General features: G+C 64.3%; 13 protein-coding genes. 10 read left to right on the top strand and 3 right to left on the bottom strand.

Annotated elements, in window-relative coordinates:
- The first annotated feature begins 46 nt into the window (after positions 1-46).
- On the top strand, positions 47-3421 hold the full coding sequence (locus tag EN786_RS12285) for a DUF3971 domain-containing protein (protein ID WP_135908397.1): 3375 nt from the start codon (positions 47-49) through the stop codon (positions 3419-3421).
- A gap of 9 nt (positions 3422-3430) precedes the next feature.
- On the opposite strand, the gene tyrS is transcribed toward EN786_RS12285, so the two are convergent.
- Positions 3431-4684: a tyrosine--tRNA ligase gene (gene tyrS / locus EN786_RS12280; RefSeq protein WP_127311176.1), complete on the bottom strand. Its 1254-nt coding sequence runs from the start codon at positions 4682-4684 to the stop codon at positions 3431-3433.
- 557 nt (positions 4685-5241) lie between these two features.
- On the opposite strand from tyrS, the gene EN786_RS12270 reads away from it, so the two are divergent.
- Complete coding sequence (locus EN786_RS12270; RefSeq protein WP_127311177.1) at positions 5242-6885, top strand: glycosyltransferase family 39 protein; 1644 nt, start codon at positions 5242-5244, stop codon at positions 6883-6885.
- A 46-nt stretch (positions 6886-6931) separates the two neighbouring features.
- Entirely contained in the window at positions 6932-7786 is an 855-nt protein-coding gene (locus tag EN786_RS12265; protein WP_127311178.1) for a phosphatase PAP2 family protein, read from the top strand.
- A 6-nt stretch (positions 7787-7792) separates the two neighbouring features.
- Here EN786_RS12265 and EN786_RS12260 read toward each other — a convergent pair whose 3' ends face one another.
- A complete protein-coding gene (locus EN786_RS12260) occupies positions 7793-8467 on the bottom strand; it encodes an alpha/beta hydrolase (RefSeq protein ID WP_126054872.1) in 675 nt (224 codons plus the stop codon).
- 255 nt (positions 8468-8722) lie between these two features.
- On the opposite strand from EN786_RS12260, the gene EN786_RS12255 reads away from it, so the two are divergent.
- The 7 genes from EN786_RS12255 to sufA all read left to right on the top strand — a co-directional run bounded on the left by EN786_RS12255 (position 8723) and on the right by sufA (position 15935).
- The gene (locus EN786_RS12255; protein WP_135908394.1) at positions 8723-9883 is read left to right on the top strand and encodes a cysteine desulfurase family protein; all 1161 of its coding nucleotides are present in this window, start codon (positions 8723-8725) and stop codon (positions 9881-9883) included.
- Positions 9884-10071: 188 nt separating this feature from the next.
- Positions 10072-11589, top strand: coding sequence for a Fe-S cluster assembly protein SufB (gene sufB / locus EN786_RS12250; RefSeq protein ID WP_127311204.1), 1518 nt, complete (start codon positions 10072-10074; stop codon positions 11587-11589).
- Between the two features lie 28 nt (positions 11590-11617).
- The gene (gene sufC / locus EN786_RS12245) at positions 11618-12373 is read left to right on the top strand and encodes a Fe-S cluster assembly ATPase SufC (protein WP_127282355.1); all 756 of its coding nucleotides are present in this window, start codon (positions 11618-11620) and stop codon (positions 12371-12373) included.
- Positions 12374-12398: 25 nt separating this feature from the next.
- Positions 12399-13667 (top strand): Fe-S cluster assembly protein SufD, encoded by a 1269-nt coding sequence (sufD, locus tag EN786_RS12240; RefSeq protein WP_127311203.1) that lies wholly within the window; start codon positions 12399-12401, stop codon positions 13665-13667.
- Between the two features lie 96 nt (positions 13668-13763).
- Complete coding sequence (locus tag EN786_RS12235; protein ID WP_127311202.1) at positions 13764-15005, top strand: cysteine desulfurase; 1242 nt, start codon at positions 13764-13766, stop codon at positions 15003-15005.
- 5 nt (positions 15006-15010) lie between these two features.
- The gene (locus EN786_RS12230; RefSeq protein WP_127282352.1) at positions 15011-15403 is read left to right on the top strand and encodes an SUF system Fe-S cluster assembly protein; all 393 of its coding nucleotides are present in this window, start codon (positions 15011-15013) and stop codon (positions 15401-15403) included.
- Between the two features lie 151 nt (positions 15404-15554).
- Positions 15555-15935, top strand: a complete 381-nt coding sequence (gene sufA, locus EN786_RS12225) for a Fe-S cluster assembly scaffold SufA (RefSeq protein WP_127311201.1) — start codon at positions 15555-15557, stop codon at positions 15933-15935.
- A 14-nt stretch (positions 15936-15949) separates the two neighbouring features.
- On the opposite strand, the gene EN786_RS12220 is transcribed toward sufA, so the two are convergent.
- The gene (locus EN786_RS12220; protein WP_127311200.1) at positions 15950-16408 is read right to left on the bottom strand and encodes a RidA family protein; all 459 of its coding nucleotides are present in this window, start codon (positions 16406-16408) and stop codon (positions 15950-15952) included.
- Between the last annotated feature and the right edge of the window lie 27 nt (positions 16409-16435).

The following is a 16435-nucleotide window of genomic DNA, read 5'->3' as shown; positions in this document are numbered from 1 at the left end:
AGACGGGGATTCGTCCACGATCGAGTTCGCTACAACGGAAGATTGCGTGGATCAGGAAGAACCGCAGCACGAGAAGATCAGGTTCAGGCGTGACGAGATCACCGACCTGGGGACTTTCCCCTCTGCTTGCACCGTGCCGCCGCTCGGCCGCGCCAGGATAGGCCGAGGCTTCCGCATCCTTGCCCGCGTGGTCGCCGGGTTCAGCGCTCTGGTGCTGCTGGCCGCTGCCGCGGTCTATGTGCTCGGCACGTCGGGCATCGGCACCGAGCGGCTTCGCGCCGCGGCGGAAACCGCCATCGAGAAACTGGCCGGCTTCGATGTCGATGTCGCCGTCGGCCCGGCGCGGCTGACGCTCGACGGGTCGAGCTTCATTGCCTTGCAGGTGAGCGACGTCAGCCTGAAGACCGCCGGCGGCAAGCCGATCGCCGATGCCGGCCGTGTCCGCTTCGGTATCCGGCTGATCCCGCTGCTCTCGGGCGAGGTGCGCCTGACCAGCGCCCGGATTTCCGACGCGCATTTCATGCTGGCGGCGATGCCATCCACTGGCGGCGACTGGACGGCGTCGCTTCGCAACGCGGATGGCCTGGTTGATCCGGACAAGGCGGTTGCCGCGGTCTTCGCCAATGTCAACCACACCCTCGATGCCGTGCGCGAGGATTCGATTCGCCAGGTCGATCTGCGCAATGTCGAGTTCGTTCTGTCGGACACCGGTCCGGTCAAGCGGGTCGCCGTGGCCAATGCCACTGTCCTGCAGACCGGCCCCGGCAGCATGCAGGCCTCCTACGACGCCGATGTCGATGGCCGCGCGCTCACCATCGCCGCCTCCGCCGCCCGCGATACTGCAACCGGGCGGGTCACGGCGCTGGACGCCAACGTCAGTCTCGCCGCCGACGCTGGAGCAGGGACCGGTGGCAAATTGGGCGCCGTCACCTTGAAATTGACGGGGGTGGAAGGAGCAGCGGAGACGAAGTCGCGTCTGACGGCCTCGCTGTCGTTGGCAGGCTCCGTGCTCGATCTCGGCTCGCGCGGGCAACTGCCCGCCGACGTCGACGCCAATGCCGCCCTTGTCGCCGGCGCCAACAAGATCGATGTCACCCGCCTTCTGCTCAAGACCGGCCGCTCGACCTTCGACTTCGCCGGCTCGATCGGACCAAAGCCGGCAACCGCTGGCGAGGAACCCGCCTATCGCTACGACCTGACCAGCGACGGCTCGAAGCTCTCTCCGTCGGAGTCGCCCGAGCCGGCACTCGATTTCGTGGCTCGCATCGCCGGGGTCTATCAGCCGAAGAGCAACAAGCTCATCGCCGAGAAGATCGGCGTCCGCTCGGGATCTTCCAGCGAAGTGCTGGGCACGGCCTCGGTCACCTTCATCGACAATGGCCCGCCGGGCATCTCTCTCTCTCTCAACATCCACGACATGCCGGTCTCGCATGTCAAGCAATTGTGGCCCTGGTTCTCCGCCCGCAACGCCCGCCTGTGGGTGCTGAGCAATCTGTTCGGCGGTCGCGTAGTCGACGCTACCCTGCAGTTCCAGGTCGTGCCGGGGCGGCTCGGCAACGGCGTCCCGCTGTCCGCCGACGAGGTGTTCGGCCGCTTCCAGGTCGAGGGTTCACGCTTCGACACGGCCGGCCGCATCCCGCCGATCCGTGACGCGGTGGGCGTCGTTTCCTTCCGCGGCAACGATGTCGACATCGCGCTGTCGTCGGGCAGCGTCTACATGGCCAGCGGCCGCACCGTGGCGGCCAGCAACGGCACGCTGACGGTCAAGCAGGCCAACCACTCGCCGGTGATTGGCGCGCTCGACATCGATGTCGCCGGCGAGGCGCCGGCGATCGCCGAGCTCGCCTCCTACGAGCCGATCAACGCCATGCGGCATGTCGGCCTGGCGCCGGAGGATCTCACCGGCACGGTCACAGGCCACGTCAAGGCCGATATTCCGCTGACGTCTGGCGTCGACACTTCGAGGCTCAACTGGCTGGTAACGCTGGACTACAAGGACCTGTCGCTCGCCAAGCCGTTCGAGGACCAGACCGTGACGGAGGCCGACGGCTCGATCACCGTCGAGCCGAAACAGGCGGTGATCTCGGCCAAGGCGCGGCTGAACGGCATTCCGGCCGAGCTCGACATCGTCGAGCCGCTTGCCGATGACGGGCCACCGCCCAGTCGCAAGGTCGAGCTCGTGCTCGACGACAAGACGCGCGCCACCGCCATGCCCGGCCTGTCGCCGCTGCTTTCGGGGACCATCAAGGTGGCGATCGACAAGAGTGACGGCGACGAACAGAACGTCTCGGCTGATCTCACCAGCGCCAGGCTCGATATCCCCTGGGCTGGCTGGAGCAAGGGCGCGGGCGTCCCCGCCAAGGTCACATTTGCAATGACCAAGTCCGGCGGCACCACGACGCTCTCCGATTTCGACCTCGACGGAAAGAGTTTCTCCATCGACGGCGACGTCACGCTGGTCAATGGCGCCTTGTCTTCGGCCCGCTTCAGCAAGGTCGCCCTGAACAGGGGCGACGACGTCGCGGTGACGGTGAAGCGGTCGGGCAAGGGCTATGCCGTCGATGTCAGCGGCGAGGCGCTCGATGCCCGCTCGCTGATCAAGCAGTTCACCTCCGATGTCGACACCGCCACCAAGACCACCGGCACCGACGCGATTTCCGTCGACGCCGATGTCGGTTCGCTGACCGGTTTCCATGACGAGGTGCTGTCCAACCTCAAGCTGAACTACAGCGCCGCGGGTTCCCGGGTGAACGGCCTCGAGGTCAGCGCGACGGCCAGCTCCGGCGCGGCCATCACCATCCGCAACACGACCGCCGACGGCAGGCGGGCGCTCAGCATGAAGTCGGCCGACGCCGGCGCCATACTGCGCTTCCTCAATGTCTACGAGCATATGGAGGGTGGCTCGATCATGCTGTCGATGGCGGGCGCCAGCGACGGGCCGATGAAGGGTCAGGTCGATGCCACCAACTTCTTCGTCGTCAACGAGCCGAAGCTCGCCTCGATCGTGTCGACCACGCCGGCCGGCGACACGCGCAGCCTGAACCAGGCGGTCAAGGCCGATATCGATACGTCCAGGGTCAAGTTCGAGCGCGGCTACGCCGAGATCGACAAGGGCGCCGGCTATCTGAAACTGGCGAACGGGGTGCTGCGCGGCGAGCGCATCGGCACCACCTTCCAAGGCACGCTCTACGACCAGAACAACAACATGGACATGACCGGCACCTTCATGCCGGTCTATGGGCTGAACCGCATCTTCGGCGAACTGCCACTGTTCGGCCCGCTGCTCGGAAACGGCCGGGATCGCGGCCTGATCGGCGTCACTTTCCGGCTGAGAGGCAATGCCAACAAGCCGAGCCTCGACATCAACCCGCTTTCGGTAATCGCTCCCGGAATATTCAGGTCGATCTTCGAATACCGCTGAGGCGGCGCGTCACACCGGCCGCGCCAGGACGTGTTTTTTCTTGCCAACTGAAAGCTTTACGACGTTTTCCGGACTCAAATCCTGAAGCGTCACAGTCCGGCGGTCGTCCGCGACCGGCTGGTCGTTGAGGCGCACGGCGCCGCCCTGGACATGACGCCGCGCCTCGCCATTGGAGGCGGCGAGCCCGGCGGTGACCAGCAGCGACAGGATGCCGATGCCGGCTTCGAGCGCGGCCTTGCCGACTTCGACGCTGGGCAGTGTGTCGGCGAGCGCGCCTTCCTCGAAGGTCTTGCGCGCGGTTTCGCTCGCCGTTTCCGCCGCCTCGCGGCCATGCAGCATGGCGGTGATCTCGGTGGCGAGGATCTTCTTCGCCTCGTTGATCTCCGCGCCGCCGAGCTTTTCGAGCCGCGCGACCTCGTCGAGCGGCAGCGTCGTATAGAGTTTCAGGAAGCGGCCGACATCTGCGTCCTCGGTGTTGCGCCAATACTGCCAGAACTCGTAGGGCGACAGCATGTCGCCGTCGAGCCAGACCGCGCCCGACGCAGACTTGCCCATCTTGGCGCCCGACGAGGTGGTGAGCAGCGGCGTGGTCAGCGCGTAAAGCTGCGCGTTCTCCATGCGATGGCCGAGGTCGATGCCGTTGACGATGTTGCCCCACTGGTCGGAGCCGCCCATCTGCAGGCGGCAGCCGAGACGCTTGTAGAGTTCGACGAAGTCGTATGCCTGCAGGATCATGTAGTTGAATTCGAGGAACGACAGCGACTGCTCGCGGTCGAGGCGCAGCTTCACGGAATCGAAAGCGAGCATGCGATTGACCGAGAAATGCCGGCCGACGTCGCGCAGGAAGTTGACGTAGTTGATCTCCATCAGCCAGTCGGCATTGTTGATCATGACCGCGTCGCCGGCGCCGCTTCCAAATTTGAGGTAGGGCGCGAAGTTGCGGCGGATGCCGGCCAGATTGTCCTCGATGTCCTGCGGCGTCAAAAGCTTGCGCGCCTCGTCCTTGAACGAGGGATCGCCGATCATCGAGGTGCCGCCGCCCATCAGCGCGATCGGCCGGTGGCCGGTCTGCTGCAGCCAGTGCAGCATCATGATCTGGATCAGCGATCCGGCATGCAGGCTCTTCGCCGTCGCGTCGAAGCCGATATAGGCGCTCACCGTCTCCCTGGCGAAAAGCTGGTCGAGGCCGGCATCATCCGAGGTCTGGTGGATGAAGCCGCGCTCGCTCATCGTGCGCAGGAAGTCGGACTTGAAGGCGGACATTTTTGCTTTCCCGGAGATCGCCCGGCCGCCAGGCCGAGCGTGACATGAAGGCGCGCGTTTAGCATCAGTGGGCGATCAGCAAAAGTGGTTTCCGGTTTTGCGACTGTTAGCCTCCCACTCCCGCGCCGCGTGCGAGAGATTGGCAGGGCAGGTCGAATTTGCCTCCATCGCCCGTCCACCGAGCGCTGGCGCCGCCCCTCACCTGCCTGCCGGCATCCTCTCCCCGTATAGTGACGGGGAGAGGGGGCTGTCATCACTGGTTTCGCGACTCGCCAGCGGTGGGAGAAGGGCGCCAACATTGCGGCCAGCCCCTTCTCCCCGTCACTATACGGGGAGAAGTGCCCGGCAGGGCGACGAGGGGCGGCGCCGACTTCGACAGTTGGTGTTCTCAGCCACAAAGTCGGAAACCATCACTGGATTGAAGCTATTGCCCTGGAGAGAGGGCCACTTCTTGCCTCGGGGTTGCGGCTGGCGTAATGAGGCGCCCGCGCAAAGGGCCAAGCCCAGGCGCCGCGACGGGGCACCATCCCGCAAATCGAGATCCGGAAGCTCCCGCGATGAACAGGAACTACATCATCCTCTTTCTGTTCAGCCTGGTGATGACCGTCAGCGGCCTCGCCAGCCTTCCCCCGATCGACCGCGACGAGTCCCGTTTCGTCCAGGCGACCAAGCAGATGGTCGAGACCGGCGACTATGTCGATATCCGTCTGCAGGACGTCACGCGCTATAAGAAGCCGATCGGCATCTACTGGCTGCAGTCAGCTGCCGTGGCGCTGAGCGGCGAGGGGGCAGCCGCGCCGATCTGGGTCTATCGCCTGGTCTCCATGCTCGGTATCGCGCTTGCCGTCGTCGGCATCGGCTGGACGGGCACGAAACTGTTCGGTGCCAATGCCGGTCTCGCCGCCGGCCTGATGATGGCGGCGATCTTCGCCACCGCCTTCGAGGGTCGCGACGCCAAGACCGACGCCATGCTGCTTGCCTGCTGCGTGGCCGCCCAGGGCGCGCTGGCGCAGGTCTATCTCGCCGCGCGCCGCAACGAGCCGGTCGCCGGCCATCTGCCGTGGATCTTCTGGATCGCGCAGGGACTTGGCATCCTCATCAAGGGCCCAGTGGCGCCACTGTTGTCGCTGCTGACGGCCGCCGCGCTGTTCGCCTTCGATCGCGACTGGCGCTGGCCCCTCAAGCTGAAGATCGCCCGCGGCGTCGCCATCGTGCTCGCTATCGTGCTGCCGTGGATACTTCTGATCAGCTGGAAAAGCGGCGGCGCCTTTTTCCAGGAGGCGGTCGGCAAGGACATGCTGACCAAGGTAGCTCAGGGCGAGGAATCGCATGGCCTGCCGCCCGGCTTCTACATGCTGACCTATTCGCTGTTCATGTGGCCGTTCGGCCTGATCGCGGTCGGCGCCGGGCTGCAGGCGATCAACCGCTTCTGGGATGACCCGCGCCTGCGCTTCTGCCTCGCCTGGTACATCCCGTTCTGGCTGGTCTTCGAGGCGATCCCGACCAAGCTGCCGCACTATGTCATGCCGGCCTATCCCGGCATGGCGCTGCTGATCGGCTGGCTGCTGACATTGAAGCCTGAGGAGGCCAACGCACCGTTGAAGCGCTGGCAAAGCTGGCTGTGGTGGGCGACCGCTTTCGGCCTTGCTATGGTCAGCATAGGCCTTGCCGTCGTCTGCATCGGCGCGCCGATCTATCTCGCCAGGACGTTTTCGTGGTGGAGCATTCCCGCCGCGCTCGCCGCGCTGGCAGCCGGTTACCTGGCCTTCCCGCGCAAGCTGCAGGTGCCGCTCGGCCGCATCGGGGCCATCGCCATCTGCGCCGGCATCACCTTTTCGCTGCTGTTCGGCGTCATCGCGCCATCGCTGAGGCCGATCTGGCTAAGCCCGGCGATCAAGGTCGCGGTCGACGCCAACCGGCCATGCGACACCACCGTGCTCGCCTCCGCCCAGTACCATGAGCCGAGCCTCGTCTTCCTGGTCGGAACCAGGACCGTGCTCACCGATGTCGACGGCGTCGCGAAGCACCTGCTGGCCGATCCCGCCTGCGCGATGGGACTGGCATCGGTCAAGGACGAGCAGAAGCTGAACGAATTGCTGGCGGCCCAGGGCAAATCGGCAAACCGTCTCGCCGAGATTGACGGCCTCAACTATTCGTCGGGTGACAAGCTGGCGCTCGGCCTCTACCGGGTCGCCAAGTGAGGAATGGCGTCGGCCCTCGAATGCCCCTATAAGCTCGCGCCCAGCCATGCTCTCTAGCCCGCCCAAGCTTTACCGTCGCTCGCTCGGCAACTTCCTCGACACGTTCCGCATCGTGAGGAGGCGCTTTGCCTTGCGCGCGGCACGCTATCCCGAAATTCCCTGGCTGGTCTGGGTGTTTGCCTGGCTGCTGCTCGCGGCGGCGGTCTTCTTCAGCCTGGACAGCGCCGCCGGCAGGATGCGCGGGGTGTGGACGCCGGGCTTCGTCCATTTCACCGACTTCTTCACGGATTTCGGCCTCGGCGGCTGGTACCTCATTCCGGCAGCGCTCTGCCTCGTCGCCGCCAATCTGACGGATTGGCGCAGCCTGTCCAGGCGAACGCGGCTTTTCGTCTACAACTGGACCTGCTTCGCCTTCCTTGTGCTTTGCGCCGTCGGCCTCTCCGGCCTGGCGGTCAATCTGCTGAAATACGGCATCGGCCGGGCGCGGCCGCTTTATTTCACCGATTTCGGGGTGCTGTCGCTGCACCCGTTCGCCATGGATGCGCGCTTTGCCGGCTTTCCCTCCGGCCATGCCACGACGATGGGCGCGGTGTTCGGCGTTCTGTTGCTGCTTTTCCCGAGGCGCTGGTACATCGCGCTGGCGGTCACCGCCTGCATTGCCTCGACACGCGTATTCGTCGGCGCCCATTATCCGAGCGACACGGTTGCCGGCTTTGGGCTGGGGCTGGCTTTCGCGATCGCCACGGGGCTGGTCTTCGCCCGGTTGGGTTTCATCTTCCGCCGGCCGTCGTCGCAACGGCCGGAGCGCAAGAGGACATTCCGGCTGGGATGGCCCAACGCGGCTCGGCGAAAGGAATTGACGGCGAAACAGAGCGGCCGGCTCAGCGCCGACCACCCATAAGACGCTTTATCTCAGCCGCTTCGGCCTCGGATCGGCCAGCTCGCCCGCCAGCCTGCGGTCGAGATAGTCGGCGCATTCCTGCAGCAGAAGGTCGGCGTCATTAGCGAAGAAATGGTTTGCGCCGGGCAAGGTCTTCTGCGTGATGGTGATGCCCTTTTGGGTATGCAGCTTGTCGACCAGCGCCTGCACGTCCTTGGGCGGCGCCACCTTGTCGGCGTCGCCGTGGATGATGAGGCCCGACGACGGGCAGGGCGCCAGGAACGAGAAGTCGTAGGTGTTGGGCTGCGGCGCGATCGAGATGAAGCCCTCGATCTCCGGCCGGCGCATCAGCAACTGCATGCCGATCCACGAACCGAACGAATAGCCGGCGACCCAGCAGCTCTTGGAATCCGGATGCAGCGACTGCACCCAGTCCAGCGCCGCCGCCGCGTCCGACAATTCGCCGGTGCCGTGGTCGAACTCGCCCTGGCTGCGGCCGATGCCGCGGAAATTGAAGCGAAGCGTGGTAAAATCGCGCTTCTGGAACATGTAGAAGAGGTCGTAGACGATCTTGTTGTTCATCGTGCCGCCGAACTGCGGGTGCGGGTGCAGCACGATGGCGATCGGCGCGCTCTTTTCCTTGGAAGGCTGGTAGCGACCTTCCAGGCGACCGGCCGGACCGGCAAAAATGACCTCAGGCATAAAATACTCCACGTGGCAAACGAACGCGCTCAGCCCGGAACAACTCTTCCGCTGGCCCCAGCTTCTGTGGCCTTGACGCCGGGCAAGCGTCTTCTTAGAAGCTAGTTTAGAATTGTTCAAAACTGGGTGGCCGAAACCCGCTGGCTCGACCGCCCTTTCCGCAAGCCGCGTAAATAGGACGGCTTGCCTTGCGATTTCAAGGAAATAACGCGCTACCCTTGGCGAATGGCTTTCGACGGGACCAATTGAAGGAAAATGGCCGCAACTCGCGCCTATCTCGACTACAACGCCAGCGCGCCGCTGCTTGAAGAGGCGCGCTCGGCGATGATTGCCGCGCTGGGTGCCGCCAATCCGTCCTCGGTCCACACGGAGGGCCGCGCCGCGCGCCGCCTCATCGAGGACGCAAGGCGCGACGTCGCTGCATTGGTGAATGCCAAGGCCGCGCATGTCGTGTTCACGTCGGGCGCGACCGAAGCCGCTGCGACCCTGCTGACGCCGGACTGGCAGATGGGACGCGGCACCGTCCGCATGAGCCGACTCTATGTCTCGGAGGCAGACCACCCTTGCGTTCTTAATGGTGGACGCTTCCCAGCGGCGCAGATGACCCGCATCGGCGTCGACCGAAATGGAATCGCCGATCTCGATGAACTGGCTGCGGTTCTCGCCGCGCACGACGAGAGCGACGGCCTGCCGCTGGTCGCGATCCATGCCGCCAACAATGAGACCGGCGTTATCCAGCCTGTCGAGCGCATCGCCGAAATCGTCAGGGCGGCAGGTGGCGTGCTGGTGATCGACGCCGTGCAGGCGGCCGGGCGGATTCCGATCGATATGTCGGCTGGTTACGCCGATTATCTTATCCTGTCCTCGCACAAGATCGGCGGCCCCAAGGGCGTCGGCGCCATCGTCGCGGCGGCCGATCTGATGATGCCCAAGCCATTGATCAACGGCGGCGGCCAGGAAAAGGGCCATCGCGCCGGCACCGAAAACCTCCCGGCCGTCGCTGGTTTCGGCGCGGCGGCGCGTCAGGCGCTGGCCGGTCTGCGCGACATCGATTTGGTGGCGCGTCGCCGCGACGAGATCGAGGTCCTGGTAAAATCCCTGGCGCCGGACGCGGAAATCTTCGGAAATGGCGCGCAAAGGCTTGCCAACACGACATTCTTCGCTATTCCCGGCGTCAAGGCCGAGACGGCGCAGATTGCCTTCGATCTCGCCGGCGTGGCGCTGTCGGCAGGGTCGGCCTGTTCGTCGGGCAAGGTCGGGCCGAGCCATGTGCTCAAGGCCATGGGATTTGGCGACAGCCTGGGTGCCTTGCGCGTGTCCATCGGCCACGCGACGGCGGTCGAGGATACCGAGCTGTTTCGCGCAGCACTCGCCGGCATTGCCGGGCGTCGTACCGGCGGCGAAAAGGCCGCCTGAGCGCGACGAAAGGGAATTCGGGCCTCCGGGCCTGGTAGAGCCGTGCGTTTCAATTGGCCGGGTGAATTCCCGGTCGGGACGCACTATATGGAACTTACGCCGCCCCGGCCCGCCCATGCGTGGCCAACTGGTGGTGCCATAGTTTGAAAACTGTCGGGCCTTGACCCCGGCGTGGATGGAGAACGCTTATGCCTGCTGTGCAGGAGACGATCGATCGGGTTCGAAAGATCGACGTCGACCAGTATAAATACGGATTCCAGACAGAGATCGCGATGGACAAGGCCCCCAAGGGCCTGAGCGAAGACATCATTCGCTTCATCTCTGAAAAGAAGGGCGAGCCGGACTGGATGCTGGAATGGCGTCTGGAGGCCTATCGCCGCTGGCTGACCCTGGAAGAGCCGACCTGGGCGCGCGTCGACTATCCCAAGATCGACTTTCAGGACATCTATTACTACGCGGCGCCGAAGAGCACCCCTGGTCCGACCTCGCTCAGCGAAGTCGATCCCGAGATCCTGAAGGTTTACGAGAAGCTCGGCATCCCGCTGAAGGAGCAGGAGATTCTCGCCGGCGTGCAGAAGACGGATGCCTCGGAGCTCGAGGAAGCCAACGACAATGTCTACAAGTCGGGCCGGGTGGCAGTCGACGCCGTGTTCGATTCCGTCTCCGTCGTCACCACCTTCAAGAAGGAACTGGCCGAGGCCGGCGTCATCTTCTGCTCGATCTCGGAAGCGATCCGCGAGCATCCGGAACTGGTGAAGAAGTATCTCGGCTCGGTCGTGCCGACCTCGGATAATTTCTACGCCACGCTGAACTCGGCGGTGTTTACCGACGGGTCCTTCGTCTTCGTGCCCAAGGGCGTGCGCTGCCCGATGGAGCTGTCGACCTATTTCCGCATCAACGAGAAGAACACCGGCCAGTTCGAGCGCACGCTGATCATCGCCGAGGAGGGGGCTTATGTCTCCTATCTCGAAGGCTGCACGGCGCCGCAGCGCGACGAGAACCAACTGCACGCAGCGGTCGTCGAGCTGGTCGCGCTCGACGATGCCGAGATCAAATATTCGACGGTGCAGAACTGGTACCCCGGCGACGCCGAGGGCAAGGGCGGCATCTACAATTTCGTCACCAAGCGCGGCGACTGCCGCGGCGACCGCTCGAAGATCTCGTGGACGCAGGTCGAGACCGGGTCGGCCATCACCTGGAAATATCCGAGCTGCATCCTGCGCGGCGACGATTCCAGCGGTGAGTTCTATTCGATCGCGGTCTCGAACGGCTACCAGCAGGTCGATAGCGGCACCAAGATGATCCATCTCGGCAAGAACACGTCGAGCCGCATCATCTCCAAGGGCATCGCCGCCGGCTTCTCGCAGAACACCTATCGCGGCCAGGTCTCGGCGCACCGCAAGGCGACCAACGCCCGCAACTTCACCAACTGCGACTCGCTTCTGATCGGCGATCAGTGCGGCGCGCACACCGTGCCCTACATGGAAGCCAAGAACTCGACGGCCCAGTTCGAGCACGAGGCGACGACGTCGAAGATCTCCGAGGACCAGAAGTTCTACGTCATGCAGCGTGGCATCCCCGAGGAAGAGGCGATCGCGCTGATCGTCAACGGCTTCGTCAAGGACGTCATCCAGCAGCTGCCGATGGAATTCGCCGTCGAGGCGCAGAAGCTGATCGGCATCAGCCTCGAGGGCTCGGTCGGCTGACCGGACAAGATATTCAGGAAAGAAAAGAATGCTTGAAATCAGAAACCTCCATGCCCGCATCGTCGATGACGGCACCGAGATCATCCGCGGCCTGAATCTCACGGTGCAAGCCGGCGAGGTCGCCGCCATCATGGGCCCGAACGGCTCGGGCAAGTCGACGCTGTCCTATATCCTCGCCGGGCGCGAGGACTATGAGGTCACCGAAGGCGACATCCTCTACAACGGCCAGTCGATCCTCGAAATGGACCCGGCCGAGCGCGCCACCGCCGGCATCTTCCTCGCTTTCCAGTATCCGATGGAGATACCGGGCGTCGCGACCATGGAATTCCTGAAGGTGGCGATGAACGAGCAGCGCAAGGCGCGCGGCGAGGAGCCGCTGAAAATCCCGGAATTCTTGAAGCGCGTGAAGGACGCCGCCGCCTCGCTCAACATGGACATGGCGATGCTGAAGCGGCCGCTCAATGTCGGCTTCTCCGGCGGCGAGAAGAAGCGCGCCGAGATCCTGCAGATGAAGTTGCTCGAGCCGAAGCTCTGCGTGCTCGACGAGACCGATTCCGGCCTCGACATCGACGCGCTGAAGATCGTCTCGGACGGCGTCAACGCGCTGCGTTCGCCGGAGCGCGCCATCGTCGTCATCACGCACTACCAGCGCCTGCTGGAGCATATCGTGCCGGACTCGGTGCACGTGCTCTACAAGGGCCAGGTGATCAAGTCTGGCGACAAGTCGCTGGCGCTCGACCTCGAGGCCAATGGCTATGCCGGCGTGATCGGCGAAGCCGCGTGAGATGCGAGCAGGCGAGGCGAGAGCGATGAACATGCACGCACAGCCCCAGCGGACCCTGGCCGAAACGGCGCTGATCGATGCCTTCGGCGAGCGGCTTTCGCTGCTGCCGGGCGACGGCGCGGTGATGACCAAGCGCGACGACGCGATCGAGGCGATCAAGCATGGCCTGCCGACACGGCGCGTCGAATCCTGGCACTATACCGACCTGCGCCGGCTGCTGACTGCGGTGCCGGCCTTCGAGGCCGAAGGTGCGGTGAAGGCGCTTGAGCCGGTCTTCGAGGGTTCGGCCGTGCTGCCGGTGCTGAACGGCATCTCGAATGCGAAACTTCCCGAGATCGATGGCGTGACGGTACAGCGCCTGTTGGAGAAGCTGACCGATGGCAGCGTGGCGCCCGGGCTCGACCCCTATGGCGCCGATGACGCGATCGGCGCGCTGAACACCGCCTTTGTCGCCGATGGCTATTTCGTCGACATCGCCGAAGGCGCCGAACTGGCAAAGCCGATCGAGCTGCAGAACCTGCAATCCGGCGGCCAGGCGCATGTACGGCTGCTGACGCGCGTCGGCGCCGGCGCCAAGGCGACCATCGTCGAACGCCATTCTGGCGAGGGCGCTGGCCTCGCCAGCTCCGTCAGCCAGCTCGTGCTCGGCGACGGCGCCGAAGTGACCTGGTTGATCGTGCAGGAGCAATCCGATGCCGCCACGCATCTTGCCCAGTTCAAGGCGCATATCGGCAAGGACGCGAAACTGACGCTGTTCGTTATGAATGCCGGCGGCAGGCTGGTGCGCCAGGAGGTCGTGGTGCGCACGACCGGCGAGGGCGCCGATTTCAAATTGCGCGGCATCAACCTTCTGGCCGGCGACACCCATACCGACACCACCATGGTGCTCGACCATGCCGTGCCGCACACCACCTCGACGGAAGTGATCCGCAACGTGGTGACCGGCAAGGCGCGCGGCGTCTTCCAGGGCCGCATCAACGTGCATCAATACGCGCAGAAGACCAACGCCAAGATGGCCTGCAACACGCTGCTGCTGTCGGATGACGGCGAGTTCTCGACCAAGCCCGAGCTGGAGATCTTCGCCGACGACGTCGTTTGCGGCCATGGCGCGACCGTCACCGAGATCGACCACGACCATCTGTTCTACCTGATGGCGCGCGGCATCGACGAGAAGAGTGCGCGCGGCCTGCTGGTGAAGGCCTTCGTCGCCGAAGTGATCGAGGAACTGGAAGACGAGGCTCTTGTCGAGGCGCTGGAAGCGCGGCTCGACGAGTGGTTTTTGACGCACGGGTAAGCGCCTGTCTTCTCCCCTTGCGGGAGAAGGTGGATCGGCGCGCAGCGCCGAGCGGGGTGCTGGACGGAGTGAGGCGGTGCCTCGGAAGAGCTTGTGATGGACCAGAAAGTCGAATCCACCCCCTACGACGTCGAGGCCATCCGCCGCGATTTCCCGATCCTGTCGCGCGAAGTCTACGGCAAGCCGCTGGTCTATCTCGACAATGGCGCCTCGGCGCAGAAGCCTAAAGCCGTGCTCGACGCCATCCAGCACGCCTATAGCCAGGAATACGCGAACGTCCATCGCGGCCTGCATTTCCTGTCGAATGCCGCGACCGACGCCTATGAGAGCGCGCGGAAGTCAGTGCAGAGGTTTCTGAACGCACCGAGCACCGACAACATCGTCTTCACCTCCAACACCACCGCGGCGATCAACACGGTCGCCTATGGCTATGGCATGCCCAATATCGGCGAAGGCGACGAGGTCGTGCTGTCGATCATGGAGCACCACTCCAACATCGTGCCGTGGCATTTCATCCGCGAGAGGCAGGGCGCCAAGCTGGTCTGGGTGCCGGTCGACGATCTCGGCGCCTTCCACATCGAGGAATTCGAGAAGCGGCTGACTGCGCGCACGAAGCTCGTCGCCATCACGCAGATGTCGAATGCGCTGGGCACGGTGACTCCGATCAAGGAGATCGTGCGCATCGCGCATGCGCGTGGCATTCCCGTGCTTGTCGACGGCAGCCAGAGCGCGGTCCATATGCCGATCGACGTGCAGGACCTCGACTGCGATTTCTTCGTCTTCACCGGCCATAAGGTCTACGGCCCCTCCGGCATCGGCGTGCTCTACGGCAAGAAGGACATTCTCGCCGGCATGCGCCCGTTCATGGGCGGCGGCGAGATGATCGAGGAAGTGACCGAGGACATCGTCACCTACAACGAGCCGCCGCATCGTTTCGAGGCCGGCACGCCGCCGATCGTGCAGGCGATCGGGCTGGGTGCCGCGCTCGAATATATGGAAAAGGTCGGCCGCGAGCGCATCGCCGCGCACGAGGCGGATCTCAAGGACTATGCCCATGAGCGGCTGCGCGCCATCAATTCGCTGCGCATCTTCGGCGACGCGCCGGGCAAGGGCGCCATCATCTCGTTCGAATTGCAGGGCATACATGCCCATGACGTGTCGATGGTGATCGACCGGCAGGGCGTGGCAGTGCGTGCCGGCACCCATTGCGCCCAGCCGCTGTTGAAACGCTTCGGCGTGACCTCCACATGCAGGGCATCGTTCGGCATGTATAATACCAGGGCCGAAGTCGACGCTTTGGCCGATGCGCTGGAAAAGGCGCGAAAGTTCTTCGGGTGACGACCATGGAAGATGCGAGCACCACCGCAGAGACAGCTCCGGATACGGCCGCGAACGGCGTGGTGTCGGCTTCGACGATTCCCGCCGATGAGTTGGCGCGGCTGACCGACGACATCGTCTCGGCGTTGAAGACGGTCTACGACCCGGAAATCCCCGCCGACATCTACGAGCTCGGCCTCGTCTACAAGATCGACATCGAGGACGACCGCTCGGTCAAGATCGACATGACGCTGACCGCGCCGGGCTGCCCGGTGGCAGGCGAGATGCCGGGCTGGGTCGAGAACGCCGTCGGCGCGGTCGAGGGTGTTTCCGGCGTCGAGGTCAGCATGGTGTTCGACCCGCCGTGGACGCCCGACCGCATGTCGGAAGAGGCGCAGGTCGCGGTCGGCTGGTACTAGATGTGTTGACGCATTCCGGACGGAAAACCGCTACGCACTTTTCCTGGAATTGCTCTGGCATCGGCTTGACTTGCAGCGAAGGCGAAAGTTCACCATCTTAAGGGCAGACTCATTCCGCGGGCCTTGAACCCGCGCGAACGTGGAGAATGACATGGGACGCTTCGCCGTCATCACGATGACCGAAAAGGCCGCCGACCGGGTGCGCGAGATCGTCGCCACGCGTGACAATGCGCACGGCATCCGCCTCGGCATCAAGAAGGGCGGCTGCGCCGGCATGGAATACACGGTCGATCTGGTGACCGAGCCGAACACCAAGGACGATCACATCGAGCGCGACGGCGCCCATGTCTATGTCGCGCCGGAAGCGGCGCTCTTCCTGTTCGGCACCGAGATGGATTTCGAGCAGACGACGCTGCGCACCGGATTCACCTTCAAGAACCCGAACCAGAGCTCGGCCTGCGGCTGCGGCGAATCCGTCGAATTGAAGCCGGCCGATCTGAAGGCGCTGGCCGAAGCGCGCTCTTCGGCCTGATCGGCCTGCCGTGCTCAGTCCGGCAGCGCGGCGACGACAACAAGCTCGATGACCAGGTCAGGTTGTGCCAGCGCGACAACGCCGATCACCTCCGATGGCGGCGGGTTGTTGTAGCTGCAGTGCTTAGGGCAATGTTCGGCGAAAAATTCGTCCATCACGTCCATGCGGAAATTGGGTGAGCTGAGGACGCCGCCGGTCGGAAACGGCCCCTTGACGTAAAACGTCACCTTGACCAGGTGGTCGAGCGAACTGCCCAGTTCCTCCAGATCGGACTTGATGTTGGCGAGGATTGCGCGCCACTGCGCGGCAGGGTCGCCAATGGCGCCTCCCTGGTGTTTCGACGGATCGTAGTCGTCGACCGTGGCCGTGTTGCCGCACAGAAACACATAGCCTTTGGCGTCGGTGACGACGGTGCCCTTGCCCCACGGCATCAGCCGGTCGCCTTTGAATTTCTTGTGCGTAGTCAGGTTCATTGTTGCCTCCTGTCGGATAGGCAATGC

The organism is Mesorhizobium sp. M4B.F.Ca.ET.143.01.1.1 (assembly GCF_004792275.1).
Taxonomy (GTDB): domain Bacteria; phylum Pseudomonadota; class Alphaproteobacteria; order Rhizobiales; family Rhizobiaceae; genus Mesorhizobium; species Mesorhizobium abyssinicae.
The sequence above is the reverse complement of the archived record's forward strand: the minus strand, read 5'-3'. Positions and strand labels throughout refer to the sequence as shown.

Coding starts and splice junctions, on each gene's coding strand:
- tyrS (WP_127311176.1), bottom strand. CDS start 4,684: ATGTCCGCCTTCAAGTCCGACTTCCTGCGCACGATGAGCGAGCGCGGC.
- EN786_RS12270 (WP_127311177.1), top strand. CDS start 5,242: ATGAACAGGAACTACATCATCCTCTTTCTGTTCAGCCTGGTGATGACC.
- EN786_RS12265 (WP_127311178.1), top strand. CDS start 6,932: ATGCTCTCTAGCCCGCCCAAGCTTTACCGTCGCTCGCTCGGCAACTTC.
- EN786_RS12260 (WP_126054872.1), bottom strand. CDS start 8,467: ATGCCTGAGGTCATTTTTGCCGGTCCGGCCGGTCGCCTGGAAGGTCGC.
- EN786_RS12255 (WP_135908394.1), top strand. CDS start 8,723: ATGGCCGCAACTCGCGCCTATCTCGACTACAACGCCAGCGCGCCGCTG.
- sufB (WP_127311204.1), top strand. CDS start 10,072: ATGCCTGCTGTGCAGGAGACGATCGATCGGGTTCGAAAGATCGACGTC.
- sufC (WP_127282355.1), top strand. CDS start 11,618: ATGCTTGAAATCAGAAACCTCCATGCCCGCATCGTCGATGACGGCACC.
- sufD (WP_127311203.1), top strand. CDS start 12,399: ATGAACATGCACGCACAGCCCCAGCGGACCCTGGCCGAAACGGCGCTG.
- EN786_RS12235 (WP_127311202.1), top strand. CDS start 13,764: ATGGACCAGAAAGTCGAATCCACCCCCTACGACGTCGAGGCCATCCGC.
- EN786_RS12230 (WP_127282352.1), top strand. CDS start 15,011: ATGGAAGATGCGAGCACCACCGCAGAGACAGCTCCGGATACGGCCGCG.
- sufA (WP_127311201.1), top strand. CDS start 15,555: ATGGGACGCTTCGCCGTCATCACGATGACCGAAAAGGCCGCCGACCGG.
- EN786_RS12220 (WP_127311200.1), bottom strand. CDS start 16,408: ATGAACCTGACTACGCACAAGAAATTCAAAGGCGACCGGCTGATGCCG.